Source organism: Vibrio sp. V39_P1S14PM300 (genome assembly GCF_009904765.1).
In the GTDB taxonomy this organism is placed as follows: Bacteria; Pseudomonadota; Gammaproteobacteria; order Enterobacterales; family Vibrionaceae; genus Vibrio; species Vibrio proteolyticus.
The window spans coordinates 1-16,385 of the sequence record NZ_WXWP01000170.1 but is presented as its reverse complement, the minus strand read 5'-3'; the positions used below and the strand labels follow the sequence as shown (position 1 = coordinate 16,385).

General features: G+C 50.5%; 19 protein-coding genes and 1 pseudogene. 13 read left to right on the top strand and 7 right to left on the bottom strand.

The window, feature by feature from the left end; all coding sequences use genetic code 11:
• The first annotated feature begins 80 nt into the window (after window positions 1-80).
• Together CAG65_RS08500 and CAG65_RS08495 are read left to right on the top strand one after the other, a co-directional pair.
• Window positions 81-1,097 carry a porin gene (locus tag CAG65_RS08500; RefSeq protein WP_021706200.1) on the top strand — a complete coding sequence of 339 codons (1,017 nt, stop codon included), beginning with the start codon at window positions 81-83 and terminating at the stop codon, window positions 1,095-1,097.
• 232 nt (window positions 1,098-1,329) lie between these two features.
• Window positions 1,330-1,944: a fumarylacetoacetate hydrolase family protein gene (locus CAG65_RS08495; RefSeq protein ID WP_161453343.1), complete on the top strand. Its 615-nt coding sequence runs from the start codon at window positions 1,330-1,332 to the stop codon at window positions 1,942-1,944.
• Window positions 1,945-2,149: 205 nt separating this feature from the next.
• Here CAG65_RS08495 and CAG65_RS08490 read toward each other — a convergent pair whose 3' ends face one another.
• The 3 genes from CAG65_RS08490 to CAG65_RS08480 form a co-directional block, all read right to left on the bottom strand.
• Window positions 2,150-2,473 carry an AzlD domain-containing protein gene (locus tag CAG65_RS08490; RefSeq protein WP_021706198.1) on the bottom strand — a complete coding sequence of 108 codons (324 nt, stop codon included), beginning with the start codon at window positions 2,471-2,473 and terminating at the stop codon, window positions 2,150-2,152.
• A gap of 2 nt (window positions 2,474-2,475) precedes the next feature.
• Window positions 2,476-3,195: an AzlC family ABC transporter permease gene (locus CAG65_RS08485; protein WP_161453342.1), complete on the bottom strand. Its 720-nt coding sequence runs from the start codon at window positions 3,193-3,195 to the stop codon at window positions 2,476-2,478.
• An 85-nt stretch (window positions 3,196-3,280) separates the two neighbouring features.
• Complete coding sequence (locus tag CAG65_RS08480; RefSeq protein ID WP_161453341.1) at window positions 3,281-4,126, bottom strand: AraC family transcriptional regulator; 846 nt, start codon at window positions 4,124-4,126, stop codon at window positions 3,281-3,283.
• Between the two features lie 212 nt (window positions 4,127-4,338).
• Between CAG65_RS08480 and CAG65_RS08475 the strand changes: the two genes are divergently transcribed.
• Window positions 4,339-4,971 (top strand): LysE family translocator, encoded by a 633-nt coding sequence (locus CAG65_RS08475; protein ID WP_021706195.1) that lies wholly within the window; start codon window positions 4,339-4,341, stop codon window positions 4,969-4,971.
• A gap of 74 nt (window positions 4,972-5,045) precedes the next feature.
• On the top strand, window positions 5,046-5,465 hold the full coding sequence (locus CAG65_RS08470) for a GNAT family N-acetyltransferase (protein WP_021706194.1): 420 nt from the start codon (window positions 5,046-5,048) through the stop codon (window positions 5,463-5,465).
• Between the two features lie 53 nt (window positions 5,466-5,518).
• Here the strand turns inward: CAG65_RS08470 and CAG65_RS08465 are convergent, their stop codons facing one another.
• Window positions 5,519-7,222 carry a phospho-sugar mutase gene (locus CAG65_RS08465; RefSeq protein ID WP_161453340.1) on the bottom strand — a complete coding sequence of 568 codons (1,704 nt, stop codon included), beginning with the start codon at window positions 7,220-7,222 and terminating at the stop codon, window positions 5,519-5,521.
• A 295-nt stretch (window positions 7,223-7,517) separates the two neighbouring features.
• Between CAG65_RS08465 and coxB the strand changes: the two genes are divergently transcribed.
• From coxB to CAG65_RS08445, 4 genes are read left to right on the top strand one after another with little or no spacing between them, the layout of a single operon-like run.
• A complete protein-coding gene (coxB, locus tag CAG65_RS08460) occupies window positions 7,518-8,684 on the top strand; it encodes a cytochrome c oxidase subunit II (RefSeq protein WP_021706192.1) in 1,167 nt (388 codons plus the stop codon).
• Window positions 8,681-10,324: a cytochrome c oxidase subunit I gene (ctaD, locus tag CAG65_RS08455; protein ID WP_021706191.1), complete on the top strand. Its 1,644-nt coding sequence runs from the start codon at window positions 8,681-8,683 to the stop codon at window positions 10,322-10,324. The genes coxB and ctaD overlap by 4 nt, the downstream gene beginning before the upstream one ends.
• 14 nt (window positions 10,325-10,338) lie before the next feature.
• Complete coding sequence (locus CAG65_RS08450) at window positions 10,339-10,938, top strand: cytochrome c oxidase assembly protein (RefSeq protein ID WP_021706190.1); 600 nt, start codon at window positions 10,339-10,341, stop codon at window positions 10,936-10,938.
• A complete protein-coding gene (locus tag CAG65_RS08445) occupies window positions 10,935-11,819 on the top strand; it encodes a cytochrome c oxidase subunit 3 (protein ID WP_161453339.1) in 885 nt (294 codons plus the stop codon). The genes CAG65_RS08450 and CAG65_RS08445 overlap by 4 nt, the downstream gene beginning before the upstream one ends.
• Here CAG65_RS08445 and CAG65_RS08440 read toward each other — a convergent pair.
• On the bottom strand, window positions 11,816-12,037 hold the full coding sequence (locus tag CAG65_RS08440; protein ID WP_021706188.1) for a DUF2909 family protein: 222 nt from the start codon (window positions 12,035-12,037) through the stop codon (window positions 11,816-11,818). The two genes, CAG65_RS08445 and CAG65_RS08440, sit on opposite strands and share 4 nt — an antisense overlap.
• A 67-nt stretch (window positions 12,038-12,104) precedes the next feature.
• On the opposite strand from CAG65_RS08440, the gene CAG65_RS08435 reads away from it, so the two are divergent.
• Genes CAG65_RS08435 through cyoE form a run of 4 tightly spaced genes read left to right on the top strand, consistent with a single transcriptional unit; the run spans window position 12,105 to window position 15,257 of the window.
• On the top strand, window positions 12,105-12,773 hold the full coding sequence (locus CAG65_RS08435) for an SURF1 family protein (protein ID WP_337247549.1): 669 nt from the start codon (window positions 12,105-12,107) through the stop codon (window positions 12,771-12,773).
• Complete coding sequence (locus CAG65_RS08430) at window positions 12,770-13,315, top strand: hypothetical protein (protein WP_021706186.1); 546 nt, start codon at window positions 12,770-12,772, stop codon at window positions 13,313-13,315. Before CAG65_RS08435 ends, CAG65_RS08430 begins: the two co-directional genes overlap by 4 nt.
• A gap of 23 nt (window positions 13,316-13,338) precedes the next feature.
• Window positions 13,339-14,355: a COX15/CtaA family protein gene (locus tag CAG65_RS08425; RefSeq protein WP_161453337.1), complete on the top strand. Its 1,017-nt coding sequence runs from the start codon at window positions 13,339-13,341 to the stop codon at window positions 14,353-14,355.
• Window positions 14,352-15,257: a heme o synthase gene (cyoE, locus tag CAG65_RS08420; protein ID WP_161453336.1), complete on the top strand. Its 906-nt coding sequence runs from the start codon at window positions 14,352-14,354 to the stop codon at window positions 15,255-15,257. Before CAG65_RS08425 ends, cyoE begins: the two co-directional genes overlap by 4 nt.
• Here cyoE and CAG65_RS22235 read toward each other — a convergent pair.
• Both CAG65_RS22235 and CAG65_RS08415 read right to left on the bottom strand, forming a co-directional pair.
• Window positions 15,246-15,413: pseudogene (locus tag CAG65_RS22235) on the bottom strand (amino acid ABC transporter permease); the annotation flags it as partial. The gene cyoE and the pseudogene CAG65_RS22235 overlap by 12 nt on opposite strands.
• Window positions 15,395-15,532 (bottom strand): hypothetical protein, encoded by a 138-nt coding sequence (locus CAG65_RS08415; protein WP_202599322.1) that lies wholly within the window; start codon window positions 15,530-15,532, stop codon window positions 15,395-15,397. The pseudogene CAG65_RS22235 and the gene CAG65_RS08415, both read right to left, overlap by 19 nt.
• Window positions 15,533-15,756: 224 nt before the next feature.
• Between CAG65_RS08415 and CAG65_RS08410 the strand changes: the two genes are divergently transcribed.
• The gene (locus CAG65_RS08410) at window positions 15,757-16,218 is read left to right on the top strand and encodes a hypothetical protein (RefSeq protein ID WP_021706181.1); all 462 of its coding nucleotides are present in this window, start codon (window positions 15,757-15,759) and stop codon (window positions 16,216-16,218) included.
• Window positions 16,219-16,385: the final 167 nt, after the last annotated feature.

Below are 16,385 nucleotides of genomic sequence, written 5' to 3'. Positions count from 1 at the left end.
CGGTTGAAGTGTTCGTGATGTATCAGTGCTTTAGCTCTGATTCGAACTCGTTATTAAACCAGTAATACGGACATTATAAGATGAAGATGAAATTATTAGCTGCAGCAGTGGCAGCGACAGCATGTGGTACTCAAGCCTTCGCAGCGCAAGTTTACAACAACGAAGGTACAACTCTGTCTATCGGCGGTCACGTTTCCGTGGGTGTCGGTGAATACGATGGCGGCGTTAACTACGACGGTTCTGATGAAGTTCAGGTTAATCAGGTTTCTCCACGTATCAATGTGGCGGGATCGCAAGATCTGGGCAACGGTGTCGTTGTCGACGCAAAAGGTGAATGGTCTCTGAACTACCTGGAAGGTGGTGACAACTCTTTTGCAACTCGTTTGGGCTACATTGGTGCAACACACGATGACTACGGTCGTCTGGTGGTGGGTACTCAGTGGTCGCCATACTACGATGTCGGTGGTATTGCGGATTTACCAATCGCGTTCGCGAACAACTTCTTGTATGACGATCAATACGATCTGGGTACTGCCCGTGCCGAACGTATGGTCAGCTACCGCAACGCTTTTGCGATTGGCGATGTGGGTGAACTGGCTATGGGTCTGGGCTGGCAAGGCGAGCACGACATGTACGATGCACGTATCCAGGCAGGTCTGACATTCTCTTTCAGTGCGTTCTCTATCGGTTATGCCTACAGCGGCGGTGACGTGGGTGTAGGTAGTCAGGAAAACGCAGAATCCAGCATTTTTTCAGCGAAGTACGGCAGCTATGGTTCAGGTCTGTACGTGGCTTTGGTTTACGCCATGAACGACTATATGAACGATGGATTTGCCGGTGGCAAAGTCAAAGACAGCGATGCGTATGAAGCGTTGGTCGCGTACGGTCTGGGCAACGGCCTGAACCTGAGCATCAACTACGAAGCAGTTGAAGACAATGACGACAGCGATACCGTATTCAGCCAGACGGCTCTGCAAGCAGAGTACAACTTCACACCGAAGCTGGTTGGTTTTGCAGGGTATCAGTTCGACTTGGGTAACGATTACAACAGCGATGAAAACGATGAGTGGATCATCGGTGCTCGTTACTACCTATAACTAGAATCTACTGCCTAAACACACCAACTTGTGTTTGCGCCTGTTCGTTTTGGACAGGCGTTTTATTTTTGGGTCATCGGGCCGCCATCAATCCGATGGCACGCGAATAACCAAAGAGGAAGTCGCAGAATGGGGCTGCGATCTTACTTTTGCAACGAAGTTCATTGATTTACTTCTGAATTTTTTCAACTAGGCTAAAATCTGCTCTCTTATTCACATCAGGGAAGAGTTTATGCAATCCGTTCGCTTACAGGATAAAGTCATTACGCCGTCCAAGATATTGTGCATCGGCCGTAACTACCTCGAACACATTCAGGAGTTGAACAATGCGGTGCCAGATGAAATGGTGGTGTTCAACAAAGCCAATTCCTGTATCAGTCAGCGTCTGCATTCCTTTCGTGATGAGCGCCTGCACTACGAAGCGGAGATCTGTTTTGTCGTTAAAAACGGTCAGTATAGCGGAGTGGGTCTTGGCCTCGACCTGACCAAACGTGAATTGCAGTCAAAACTCAAAGCCAAAGGGTTGCCGTGGGAACGGGCGAAAAGCTTTGATGGTTCTGCGGTCTTTAGTCGTTTCCTGCCGCTCAGTGGCATTGATATCAATGCGTTACAACTTGAACTGTTCATCAACTGTGTTCGCGTACAATGCGGAAAAGTGACGCAAATGATGTACCCACCACTGACGATTCTTGATGAACTGAAAAGTTACACGACGCTGAATGATGGCGACATCGTGATGACCGGGACGCCACAGGGAGTCGGAGAAGTACATCAGGGGGATGTTTTCCTCGGGCGTTTAAAATGCGGTGAGCAAACGCTGATCGAAACTGAATGGCTCGCTGACTGAAACAAATTCCTTTACCTTCACCCAAGGGCAAAGCGTAACCTCCGTGATGAGTGACATCTATCAGCGGAGGTTTTTTATGGGTTGTTGTAATCAGGCACCGAATGGTGGCAGCGGAAACTTAGGATTGTTGGTGAAAGTCACCGTAGTGCTCGCCGCCGTTATCGTGTTGCTGACGTTCTTTTTCGGTTAGCTCTAAACGACACGCTTAATGGGCAAATACCCACAGATTCAGCAGCAGAAAGACGGCCATGCTGATGAGCGTGGTGAGTAATACGTTGCGCGTTTTCCAGGCCAGTAGGGCCGCCAGTGCCGCCCCCCATATATACGGATTGTCGGCGGCCACCCACAACTGGTCCTGTTCGGGCATAAACACAATCGGTGCCCAAATCGCGGTCAAAACCGCCGGGCTGGAGTAGCTCAGCAGACGTTGTGCCTGAGGATTTAGTCTGAGTGGCAGTTTGGGCTCCAGAAACAGGTAGCGACTGAGAAAAACCAGTGCCGTCATGGCAAGGATGGATACGATCACCATTGTTAAACTCCTTTCTTTCGCCAGGTTTCACACAAATAACCGGCCAGCATTCCGCCGATACTGGCGATCATCAGGGCTCCTTCCACTTGCCAGTGATTCAGCATCACAGACAATACCAGAGAGACCATTACCGCTGTCACGACCGGTAGGTTGACAACATGTGGTATGACCAACGCAATGAAGGTCGCCGCGACGGCAAACTCTAGGCCAAGTTGATTCAGTGCGGGGATGTAGCTGCCCGCGATGATGCCAGCCAGTGTGGCTGCGTTCCAGGCGAGATAAAAACTCAACCCGGCACCGAGCGCATACCAGCGGTTAAATTGTTTCTCAGACTGTTGTCCGCAAACAGCGAACAGTTCATCAGTCAGGAGGAAACCCAGTGCCAACCGCCATTTGAGTGGCATTGGGCTGACCTTTTGGCGCATGGATACACTGTAAAGAAAGTGACGCGACGTGATGAAAAATGTGGTCAGCAACAAGGTTGCCAAGCCCGCACCTGCTTTCAGCATACCGGTCGCGACCAGTTGTGCCGAGCCCGCAAACAGAATCGCGGATAGCGCCTGGCTTTCAAGCGCGTTGAGTCCGGCATCAATGGCAAACGAACCCGCCAGAAGTCCCCAGGGAATCACAGCCACACTCAGTGGAATCATGGCAACAGTACCCCGCCAGAAAAGTTTACGCGGGCAGTCAGATGAAGAAGTTTGCAAAACGGTGGTATCCATAGCGTTATCGTTATTGAAAAATCATGAGGTTATCTAGCCACAAAACATCCAGTGAGGATTGCACAAAATTGCTATGCCAGGTGCATCATCGTAAGCGGATGGAGGTCAGATATTGTTTCGGGGTTATTCCCATGGCTCTTTTAAAGTGGCGATGCAAATGGCTTTGATCGTGAAAGCCTGCTTCCTGAGCGGCATCGGAAATCGAATGGCCACGTCTTAGCAGCGACCGGGCGCAGCGTAATCGAGACTGGATTTGGTAGGCGTGCGGAGGAAAACCAAATGCTTTCTGGAAAGTCCGCACCAGATAGTAAGGGCTGAGTCCGGCCAGTTTTGCCAGATCTTCCAGTGACACATCTGCCTGAGGAAAGTCGTCCAGAAACTCTTTCACCAGCAGGAGTTGTTTTTGACTGCGACTGACGGGCGGCTCATCAACCCTACGTTTACCGTGCCGGCAAATCAGCTTGACCAATGAGCCGTATACCAGCGTTTCTCGCAGCAAGCGGTTGTCAGAGTGTGTCAGCGTGTCAAACACCAGACGCAGTTGCTGTGCCATCTCGGGGTCATACACCACAGGTTCAGGGAAGTAAGGGATTCCAAGCCCAGACGAACCGGCATTTTCGGTTAACGCGGAGAATTGTTCAGGCAATGGATACATGGCTTTGTACTCCCAACCATGATCGGTGGCGGAGTGACCATTATGTACTTCATCGGCGTTGACGAGGATGATGCTGTCTTGTGGGGCCACGTGATTGCCCCCGGTCCGGTAAAAGCGCTGGGCGCCTTTTTCTATCACCCCGATCGTAAAGCCTTCATGGCTGTGACGAGAAAAGTTCTGATGCTTGTATTTAGCATCCAGTAATTCCAGGCCGCCAAGCTCTTTGGCTAACTGAAAGTTTGCGGTTTCAGTAAAGTGCTCTGCGTTCTTTGCCATCTTATGCCCGTTGTTTAAATACATCCTGACTCAGCCTAGCGTAAGTCGTTTCGCCTGTTTTGTACAAAATTGCTTTTTTCGTCATGACAGCTTAGGTTAAAAAACAATCTCAAACGCTCTATTTTTACGCTCTTATTGAGTGGTTTGTAATGGATTGTTTTTCTTAGCTGATATAAAATCCGGCGCTTTCCTGATTCCATAATATTATTGCTATGATCGATCTTTCCATTTTGCCAGTATATCTGACGGCCGTCGTCGCCTTACTGCTGCTTCCCGGCCCCGACATGTTGTTGATTGCCAGCTCCAGTATGAGCTATGGCCGCCGTGTGGGTCTGTTTGCCAGCTTGGGTAACGCGACCTCTGGAATTATCCTGACTCTGCTGGCCGCGATTGGGGTGTCGACGTTGATTGCCATGAGCCCTCTTGCGCTCAAAGCGTTGCACGTATTGGGCGGAGCATATCTGCTTAAAATGGGATGGGATTGCTTGCGCGCAGAAGCAAGTGCAGCGCCTGAACTGGACGCCGGAGTCACGATGGCCCGAACCTTCTATCAGCGTGCACTGATCAGTAATCTGCTCAACCCTAAAGCCTTGGTGTTTTTCGTCATGTTCTTGCCTCAGTTTGTGTCCACCAATATTGACGCTTCGTCGGGAGAACAAATGCTGGCATTGGGATTGCTGCTGAATGTTCTCGGTCTGACGTTCAATCTTGTCCTGGTAGCGCTGGTTGGCTCACTAGGACGCTCGTTGTTGTCCAATCAGCGTTTTCGAACTTATCAGCATAAGTTTATGGGCGCGATCTTTATCTTGCTGGCGCTCTGGATGCTGAGTGGCTTCACACTCTGAAGCAGCAGAGCAAGACGACTTAAGGGCTTTTCTGGTAGAAAAGCCCTTTGTTTATCGAAGGACAGTAATGAAACATGGACATTGATTTTGTACAACATCCGGATGAAGCGGATTATCAGACCGTACGCCAGGGCATCATTCGTTACAACCGTCCGCACTTTTCCAAACAGGACGTGACTCCCGTGGCGTGTTTCGCGCGCAATGAGCTCGGGGAGGTAAAGGGTGGCCTGACGGGAGAAATCTACGCCAATACGCTGTTTGTTGAGTTCCTTTGGGTGGATGACAGTCTGCGCAGTGAAGGGGTCGGGCGCCAGCTCATGTTGCGTGCAGAAGCAGAGGCAAAAGCGCTGGGCGTGACTCACTTGTATCTGGATACGTTTACCTTTCAGGCCAGAGAATTTTACATCAAGCTGGGGTTCGAAGAAGTCGGGCGATATACCGGTTACCCGACTCGCGGCGTGGATAAAATCTTTTTACAGAAAGCCATTGGCTAACAAAAGCAAAAAGCAGCCTGAAAGGCTGCTTTTTGATTCCAATGGTGATTGGCTCAGAGCGATGTCTGATGGAAATCAATCAGTTCATTCATTTGCGCTTCGGCGCGTTGATAGGCCTGCTCATAGCTGTCGCTGTCGGTGAATTGGCCGACCACTTCGTAGTAGCATTTTAATTTAGGCTCAGTACCGGAAGGGCGTACCACCACTCGGGCACCGCCTGCCAGGTGGTAGATCAATACGTCACTAACCGGCAAATCAATAGGCAGCGTTTTACCATCGATGGTTGTTCGGGTAGACGTTTTGAAGTCCTCGATGACTTCGACATTCATCCCTGCAATCTCTGATGGCGGATTGGCGCGTAACTTATCTCCGACCGGAGGTGCGCCAGGATCGAGTGCGATGGAGCGTTGCGCATTAATGTACATGCCGTGCTGACGGTAAATGGCCTCAAGTTGATCCCAGATGGTTTTACCCTGGCTGTACAGCTCTGCCGCTAGCTGAGCAAAGGCCACCAGCGCAGATAAGCCATCTTTATCCCAGACTTTATTCCCGACGGTGTAACCCAGCGCTTCTTCGTAAGCGAACAGGAACTGGTGTTGATCACTCTGCTTCTGCATGGCAACGTTGGTCAGCCATTTAAATCCGGTTAGCGTCTGGTAGTACTCGGCGCCCGCCGCTTGAGCGACTTTGCTGAGCAAGCTTGAAGAGACGATGGTATTCCCCACCAGTTGTTTGTCCGGAGTCGGGCTTTTGGCCAACAAGTAATGGCCAAACAAGGTCCCGACCTGATCGCCGGTCAGCATTTGATAATCACCATCCGGCTTGCGTACTGCTACAGCGAAGCGGTCTGCGTCCGGGTCGTTCGCACACGCCAGTTGCGCCCCATGTTTTGCGGCCAGTGCCATAACCATGTCCATGGCGCCTGCTTCTTCCGGATTAGGGAAATTCACCGTTGGGAATGCGCCATCTGGCTCACGTTGCTCCACAACGCTGTAAACCTGATGAAATCCGGCATCTTTGAGCAACGTCTCGGCCATGTCTGCGCCGACACCGTGCATTGCGGTGTAAGCCAGACCAATGGCGTCTGGCTTCGTATGGTTAGCCAGCAACTCGTTGTTGTTCATGACCTGGCGATAAGTCTGGTAGTAATCGTCTGTTAGCCACACCAGTAAACCTTGTGCTTCGGCTTGATCTAAAGGCATCAGTGCCAGAGGTTGAGTGGCGGCCTGATCGATTTTGGCCGCAATACCGGAGTCGTGTGGGGGAATGATCTGTGCTCCATTTTCCCAATAGACTTTGAAGCCATTGTATTCTGGAGGGTTGTGACTGGCAGTGACTACGACGGCCGCAGCGGCACCAAAATGCATCACGCCAAATGCCACCACGGGCGTTGGGGCGACTTTATGTGTCAGGTAGACTTTAATACCCTGAGCCGCCAGTGCGGCGGCGGTATCGTGAGCAAATTGCTGCGAATCCGGACGCCCGTCATAACCAATCACTACGCCACGATGGGCGGCCTGTGGGATCTGTTCGGTGAGGTAGTGGCCCAAACCGGTTGCAGTTTCCTGAATCACCAGGCGGTTCATACGGTTTGGTCCGCAACCCACTTTGCCACGTAAGCCTGCGGTACCAAATTCAAGACGGGACTTGAAACGATCATCAAGCTCAGCAGTGTTATTCGCCTCAATGAGGGCTTTGAGTTCTTGTTGAGTTCTTGGATCTGGGTCTCTTTCAAGCCACTGAGTGATCTTTTCCATTGTTAATCCAACCTTTGTTTATGTGTTAAATGAATATTAAGTGATATTCATTATCATTTGTGGGGGCGCAATCGCTAAACTGATCATAACTCTTGTTATCTCATTGAGCGAATTGTCAAAAATTACCTTTTAAAGGCGTTGCACACTTTAGTTTGGACTTTCTTGCGCATTCGATAATCGTTAACTAACGTTAATTAACATAAATATAACAAATTGTGCCGAATTCGCTGTTTCTACGGAAGTTTTCCTAAACAGTACCTCTCAGGTACTGGGGGGACAGAGGAGAAATCTTTTGATGAAAAGATCACTGATCGATCCAAGGACGCTGACCAGTTTTCTGTTTGTTGGTTTCGCCTTTCCTGCTATGTCTGCCGAACACTCACTGAACATGACGCGTGGTGTGACGGAGATAAGTGGCAAAGTATATGAGCTGCACATGCTCATCTTTTATATCTGCTGTGCCATCGCCATCGTGGTGTTTGGCGCGATGTTCTATTCCATTTTTAAACACCGCAAATCGAAAGGCGCGGTGGCCGCTCATTTCCATGAAAGCACCCGGGTTGAAATTGTCTGGACGGTTATTCCCATCATTATTCTGGTGTTGATGGCGATTCCGGCGACCAAAACACTCGTTGCCATGGAGGATACGTCCCAGTCTGATTTGACGATAAAAATCACCGGTTCTCAATGGAAGTGGCATTACAGCTACTTCAACGAAGAGGTGGAATTTTTTAGCTTGCTGGCGACCAGTCAAAAGTCGATAGAAGGGGTGGAAGAGAAAGGGGCGCACTACCTGCTTGAAGTCGACAACCCGCTGGTGGTGCCGATTCATCGCAAAATTCGTTTTCTGCTGACTTCTGACGACGTGATCCACAGTTGGTGGGTGCCGGCATTCGCCGTTAAAAAAGATACGGTACCTGGCTTTATCAATGAGGCCTGGACACGTATCGATGAACCCGGGGTTTACCGGGGTCAATGTGCCGAGTTGTGTGGTAGAGCGCATGGCTTTATGCCGATTGTAGTGCAAGCCATGGAAGAGGCTGATTATGAGCAGTGGCTGAGTGATAAGAAAGCCGAGCTGGCTCAAGCCAAGCAGGAAGCAGCATCAGCATTGACCGCATCGCTGTCAAAAGAGGAATTGATGCAACAGGGTGAAAGCGTCTACACCGCCCGCTGCGCTGTGTGTCATCAGGCCAACGGAATGGGGGTCCCGGGGGCATTTCCGGCGATTAAAGGCAGTAAAGTGGCTACCGGCGATCTGGATGTGCATCTGGATACCATTGTCCATGGTCGACCGGGTACAGCAATGCAGGCATTTGCCAATCAGCTGACCGACAAGGAAATCGCGGCAGTGGTGACATATCAGCGTAATGCATGGGGCAACGATACCGGCGATGTGGTTCAAGCCTCTGACGTCAATGCATTCAAAATGCAGGGCCAGGAGTCTAAGGAGGGGCAATGAATACGTCCACTGACACAAACGCAAAATCGGCGCCAGTTGCGGATGCTGAACTGAGTCGGTCCAATTCAACCATCGCGATTGATGAACCAGATCATCATGCTGCGCCGAGTGGGATTGCCCGCTGGATCTACTCCACCAACCACAAAGACATCGGAACGCTTTATCTGTGGTTCAGTTTTGCCATGTTCTTGATCGGTGGTGCGATGGCGATGGTGATCCGGGCGGAGCTGTTCCAGCCGGGATTGCAGTTGGTTGAACCCGAATTTTTTAACCAAATGACAACCGTGCATGGTTTGATCATGGTGTTTGGTGCGGTGATGCCTGCTTTTACCGGTCTGGCAAACTGGATGATTCCACTGATGATTGGTGCGCCGGACATGGCGTTACCAAGGATGAACAACCTGAGTTTCTGGATTCTGCCTTTCGCTTTTCTGATTTTGTTATCGTCCTTGTTTATGCCAGGTGGCGGGCCGAATTTTGGCTGGACGTTTTACGCTCCGCTCTCGACCACCTACGGGCCCGATAGCACCGCCTTGTTTGTGTTTTCTGTCCACATCATGGGGATCAGTTCGATCATGGGGGCGATCAATGTCATCGTCACCATCATCAATATGCGTGCCCCTGGGATGACTTGGTTCAAAATGCCCATGTTTGTCTGGACCTGGTTGATCACAGCGTTTTTGTTGATTGCCGTGATGCCGGTGCTGGCGGGAGCCGTGACCATGGTGTTGACCGATAAATACTTTGGTACCAGCTTTTTTGACGCCGCTGGTGGCGGAGATCCGGTGATGTTCCAGCACATTTTCTGGTTCTTTGGGCATCCGGAAGTGTACATCATGATCCTACCGTCATTTGGCATTATTTCCGCCATTGTACCTGCGTTTAGTGGTAAGAAGTTGTTTGGTTATCATTCGATGGTCTATGCCACGTGCAGTATCGCGTTGTTGTCATTTCTGGTTTGGGCGCATCACATGTTCACCACGGGCATGCCAGTTTTCGCTGAGTTGTTCTTCATGTATTGCACCATGTTGATCGCGGTTCCGACCGGGGTCAAAGTGTTTAACTGGGTGGCGACCATGTGGCGGGGTGCGATGACGTTTGAAACGCCGATGCTGTTTGCCATCGCGTTCATTGTCCTGTTCACCATCGGTGGTTTTTCCGGCCTGATGTTGGCGATCGTACCGGCCGATTTTCAGTATCACGACACCTATTTCGTGGTTGCTCATTTCCATTATGTACTGGTGTCCGGCGCCGTCTTCTCCATCATGGCGGCTGCGTATTACTGGCTACCGAAGTGGACGGGGCACATGTATGACCAAACCCTCAGTCGCTGGCATTTTTGGTGTTCGGTGATTTCCGTCAACGTGTTGTTTTTCCCGATGCACTTCCTGGGGTTGGCTGGCATGCCCCGGCGGATCCCGGATTATGCCATCCAATTTGCAGACGTGAACCAGATTGTCTCGATTGGCGGTTTTGCTTTTGGCCTGTCGCAGCTGATTTTTCTCTGGGTGGTGATTAAGTGCATCAGAGAGGGAGAACAGGCGGAAGCCAAGCCTTGGGAACGTGCAGAGGGATTGGAGTGGACGGTTCCTAGCCCGGCGCCGCACCACACGTTCTCTACTCCGCCTAAGGTGGACTGAAGCAAGGGGGCACCATGGACGATTCTCACGGCAAGAACAAAAAGCTGACCCTGAAACTGCTGGTTGCGGTTGTGGCCATGTTTGGGTTTGGTTTTGCTCTTGTGCCGCTGTATGACGTGATGTGTGAGCAGTTGGGTATCAATGGCAAAACCAATACCGTCTCAGCCATTCAGCCACAGGGAATGGTGCCCGATGAGTCGCGGACCATCCGGGTGGAATTTATGGCGCACATCAGTCATGACATGCCCTGGAGTTTTAAACCCGAGAAGACATCACTAAACGTCCATCCCGGTCAGGTGATTCAAACCGCGTATCTGGCCAAAAACTTGTCCGGACACAAAATTGTCGGTCAGGCGGTACCCTCTGTTTCTCCGGGGTTAGGGGCAACTTACTTCAATAAAATCGAGTGTTTTTGTTTCAACCAGCAGCCGCTTGATGGCAACGGGTATGCAGAGATGCCACTGATCTTTTACATCGAGCCGGACATTCCGGAATCGATCCATACTTTGACGCTCTCTTACACCCTTTATGACATCACAGCGAAATCAACGGATGTGGTGCAGGTATCGACCGATGCCGCGCGCCGTACTGAGAATCAAGGAGCGACACAATGAGCTCAAAACATCAGAGTTACTACGTTCCGGCGCAAAGCAGCTGGCCCATTGTTGGTGCCCTGGCACTGTTTCTGGTGGCGCTCGGGGCCGGACTAACGGTACAGAGTTTAGGCGCAGAAGGGCATGCGGGTGTGTTTGGTAAAGTGGTATTACTGATCGGTTTTATCGCCTTACTCTACATTCTCGCCGGATGGTTCCGCAGTGTGATCATGGAGTCCATGTCTGGGTTGTATTCAGAGCAGATCGCGCGCTCGTTTCGTCAGGGGATGAGTTGGTTTATTTTCTCTGAAGTGATGTTTTTTGGCGCATTTTTCGGTGCTCTTTTTTATGCTCGCATCATTTCGGTTCCTTGGTTAGGTGGCGCGGGCAACAACGTCATGACCAATGAAGTGTTGTGGCCGACATTTGAGGCGCTCTGGCCGTTAACGCAGACACCGGGCGGAGAGACTACCGAAGCCATGCCCTGGCAAGGTATTCCGCTGTTCAATACGGTCATCTTACTAATGTCGTCAATTACGTTGCAGATGGCACACATCAGCCTGGAAAAAAACAAACGCATGGCGCTGATTGTGTGGCTGGAGATCACCATCGTTCTGGCCGGTTTCTTCCTGTACTACCAGAGTGTGGAGTATGCGCATGCGTATCAGGAAATGGGGCTTACCCTGCAGTCTGGCATTTATGGCAATACCTTTTTTATGCTCACTGGTTTTCATGGCTTGCATGTGTGTTTGGGGACGATTTTCCTGATCGTATTGCTGGCCAGAATTGCCAATGACCACTTTACCCCCAAAAACCATTTCGCATTTCAGGCGGGGAGCTGGTACTGGCACTTTGTGGATGTAGTGTGGCTATGCCTGTTTGTCTTTGTGTATGTGCTTTAGTAAGGACGAGGATTGGGCTCCAGCCAGCCTCCAAGCAGAGCAATGATGAGTAATACGACTACCACAGCGGACAGCAGAACCCGGCGACCCAAATAGTGACTCATAGGGCGGGCATTGTCGTCATCCGGAGAGCGAACCATCTGTACCAGCGCGCGAGCCAGGTTGAAAATGATGAACAGTAAGAGTAGGACCAGTAAGACTTTGAATGCCAATATCATTTCAGCTCCTAGTAGCAATGTATGGAAGTCTGGCCGCTTTTGGTTCGCCGCCGTACTAACTGTGGTTGTGTTTTCGATTCTGGTCAAACTGGGGCTCTGGCAACTCTCACGGGGAGAGCAAAAATCAGAACTAGAGCACACTCTGGCAGCCAGACAAACACAGCCTGAACGACCTGTTTCGTCGGTTTCAGTTGGTGATGATGTAACCGGTCTGAAAGTCAGCGGACAATTTAGCCCCGTATCTGGCGCGTATGTGTTGCTGGATAACCAGACTTTTGAGGGCAAAGTCGGCTATCTGGCATATCAGGTGATGACCTCTGGCAAGCAAGCCCTCTTGCTTGAGCGAGGTTTTGTTCCTTCGACCAGAACGAGGCACGTCCTGCCGGAAGTAGACTGGCTGACAGAGCCGAAAACATTGCAGGGGCGTTTGTATCAGCGATCGATGAACCCACTCAGTGCGGACTTGGGACTGGAAGAGACCAACCCGATTCGGATTCAGAGTCTCGACATCGATGCACTTTCAACATGGTTTGAGATAACCCTAGAGCCGTATGTATTGCAACCCACGGTTCAAAACTGGCCTTACGCGCAGCCGTGGCGGCCTGTGCCACTGAGTTCAACCAAACATTACGGTTACGCGCTGCAATGGTTCTCGATGGCGCTTGCGCTCTTGGTTCTCAGTGGTTGGATATTGATGAAAACGCTGAAAAACAACAAGACAAGGAGTGAAGAATGAATCGTAAATGGAAAGGACGCCTGATTCTGCTGTCGCTGGTCTTTATGTTTGCTTTACCCGCTTTATTGGCAAAAACCGTCCTGGTCAATCATTGGTATCAATCCGGTGTGACGAACAAAGGACAGTTGATTGAACCGTCGGTGAGCTATCAGTCACTCGGATTAGTGAATCCGCTGCTCAACCAGAGCTGGCAATTGGCGTACGTGGTTCCTGAACAATGTGATGACTTTTGTCACCGTCAACTGTACCTGCTGAGGCAGAGTCATGTGGCTCTGGGCAAATACCAGCAACGGGTGACGCCCGTGGTGCTAATGACGCCGCACAGTGACAATCGCGTTCTCGGTGACTACGATTTTAATCCCATTGAGGTCAGTCAGGCTTTTGTGGAACAGATCAGTGAGTTTGAGGTGGTTATCGTAGACCCGTTAGGAACATTGGTCATGCGGTACCCTAAAGTTGGGAATGCCTCAGAGCTGGCTGCCCAGAGCAAGGATTTGCTGGCTGATTTAAGAAAATTGCTTAAGTTGTCCCGAGTAGGGTAAGCCTTTGATTGCAGGGAGCATGTATGAAGGTTATCTATCTGGTTCGATTCAGTTTGCTGCTGACCGTGTGCGTTATAATGCTGGGGGCATACACCCGTCTGGCTGATGCCGGTTTGGGGTGTCCAGACTGGCCTGGATGCTACGGGCACATGACGGTCCCGAGTTCTACACAGCAGTTGATGCGGGCGGATCAGTTGTTTCCCGGATTGACGGTGGATGCGCCAAAAGCCTGGTTGGAGATGATTCATCGTTATTTTGCCGGTACGTTGGGCATGGTGGTGTTTTTGATCACGGCGTTGTCCCTGCGTGAAAAATCCATTCCTAAAACCTTACCGGTAATGATCTCTGTGTTGGTTGTTTTTCAGGCCTTGCTCGGCATGTGGACGGTGACGCTGAAACTGATGCCACTCGTGGTCATGGGGCATCTGCTGGGCGGTTTTACGTTGTTATGCGCGTTGTCTTTTCTGCATTGGTTACTCACTCAGTCGATACACCGCGACAGCCCTGTAGCAGCGTCGTCTTCTCTGCGCTTTCTGGCCTTAGGGACCTTGCTGGTTGTCGTCGGACAAATCGCTATTGGTGGCTGGACGTCCTCGAATTACGCTGCGCTGATGTGCACAGACTTACCCATTTGTGAAGGCAACTGGGTACAGCATCTGGACTTTCGCACGGCGTTTACGCCCGTGCACTTTGGTCATGACAGTTACGAGTTCGGTGTATTGGAGTATGGAGCCAGAATGACGATTCATGTGACGCATCGTATCGGCGCTCTCCTGACCATGTTGATGGTTCTTACTTTGGCGTATCACTGTTTTCGTCACCCTAGTGGCCAATTACGAACCGCAGCGATTCGGTTGAGTCTGGTCCTGGCGATGCAAATATTGCTAGGGGTGAGTAACGTGATGTTTAGCCTGCCACTTCTGAATGCGGTCGCCCACAATTTGGGAGCCGCCGTGCTATTGGTGATGGTGTTGCATACCAACTATCTGTTGCGACAACCCGATTCGGTTCCAGTTCTGAATAAGGAGAGCATTCAATGAGCAAGTCTATTTCTGTTTCTCAAAGCGCTTTCCAGGCGCGTTACGGGTGGCGAACCTATCTGACACTAACCAAGCCCAAAGTGGTGGCACTGATGTTGTTAACAGCACTGGTTGGTATGTGTTTGGCGGTGTCGGGACCGCTACCCTTGTGGCCAGCAATATTGGGACTCAGTGGCATCGCGCTGATGGCTGGTTCAGCGGCAGCGTTTAACCACCTTATTGACAGACGAATCGACGCCATTATGGCGCGCACTTATCAACGTCCGTTACCCTCCGGTGACATTCAGGCGTCTCGAGTGTTGATGTTTGCAACGGCCATCGGTCTGGTAGGATTTGCTATTTTATTCTGGGGTGTGAATGCGCTCACGGCCTGGCTGACATTGGCTAGTTTGCTCGGGTATGCGGTGGTGTACACCATGTATCTGAAGCGAGCGACACCACAAAACATCGTTATCGCCGGGATCGCTGGAGCTATGCCGCCACTTCTGGGGTGGACCGCCGTTACCGGGGAGCTGCACGCTCACGCTTGGTTATTGGTAATGATCATCTTTATCTGGACGCCCCCCCATTTTTGGGCACTAGCGATTCACCGTAAAGAGGACTACGCCAAAGCGGATATACCCATGTTGCCGGTCACCCACGGTGAGGACTACACGAAAACATCCATTTTGCTCTACACGATTTTGCTGGCGTTGATTTGTTTGTTGCCTGTGCTGGTCGGCATGAGTGGTACACTTTACCTGGGTGTATCGACAATCCTCAGCGCTGGTTTTATTCATTCTGCCTGGACACTGAAATATGCGCCGCAAAGTGATTCCGCCATCACGACATTTAAATTTTCGATTTATCATCTGATGGTGTTATTTGTGGCGTTGCTGGCTGACCACTATTTAGCGTTTTAGGTGATTTAGGCGCCTTCGCTCGAGGCGCCGGAACATCAGGGATAACCCCAGGCACAAGGCCAGATAAGCCGCATCGGCGATCAGCCATATTTCGAAAATCAGGCCTGAAGAGTTGGTGATGTCTGTGTCGACAAAGGTCATTTTCTGGAACCAGATGGCTCACAGACTACCGGAATTTCTCCGGCGCGGACACTCAGATTGATGGATTTCAGTGCCTGACAATCCTGATACCACTTATCGACGTTATCGAACTCAACGGCATTCACGTTGGCCATTCTCTTCTTCTGGATATGAACTCAGTTACCTTAATAATATCAGAGAGATATTTCACTCCATCCGCTACAAAGAACTTGGTCAGATCTCGAAAATCAACCAGATCCTAAGCGATATTTTTGTTGGTGAATCAGGTTTTACCATCCGGATCTGATTACAGCGCCGGATTGTGGTAAACATGTTTGTTCTGGATAGTTATTGAACAATTATTACAAAAGGTAACCCTATGGCACGCATCAGCGCAGTAGAAAAAGAGCGCAAAAAGCGTATCTATGACGCGGTGATTTTCAACATCTTTATCAATGAAGGCTGGGAATACATTACTTATGAACGTCTCAGCACAGAGTTGGATGTGAGAAAATCGACGTTGCAAGGCTATTACCCGACCCGGGCGCATTTTAGTACCGCGCTTCAGGACAAAGTCTTGCCGCTCATGATCGAAAAACTCAATTTTGCAAACAAAGACGCGTTTATTGACTCCTGGCAACAGGCGTTAATGGAAAAGCGTTTTTTGATGGTAATCCGTATGTTTATTGGCAGCGCGCTGTCACCGGAAACCAGCAACGGTACTCGCCAGAGCCTCAATCACCTGCAACGGGAAATGCAACGCACCATGTCACAGGAGGAGGCAGACAGTGCGATTCGTGCTGTCATGGGGGATTCGATGGTGTTTATTATCAATCAGTAAGCCACCATTATTGTCAATTGGGCGGGAAAGACGGGATTTCCTGCCCAAGCCTCGTTACTTCCCACTTTCTACTCCTTCTTTCTCGAGTGTCGGTCTGCGTGATTTTTGACCAGGTTCGCGTGCTCATCCGCAGCCGTTTTGTGACTTAAGTATGTATAGTACTGCGT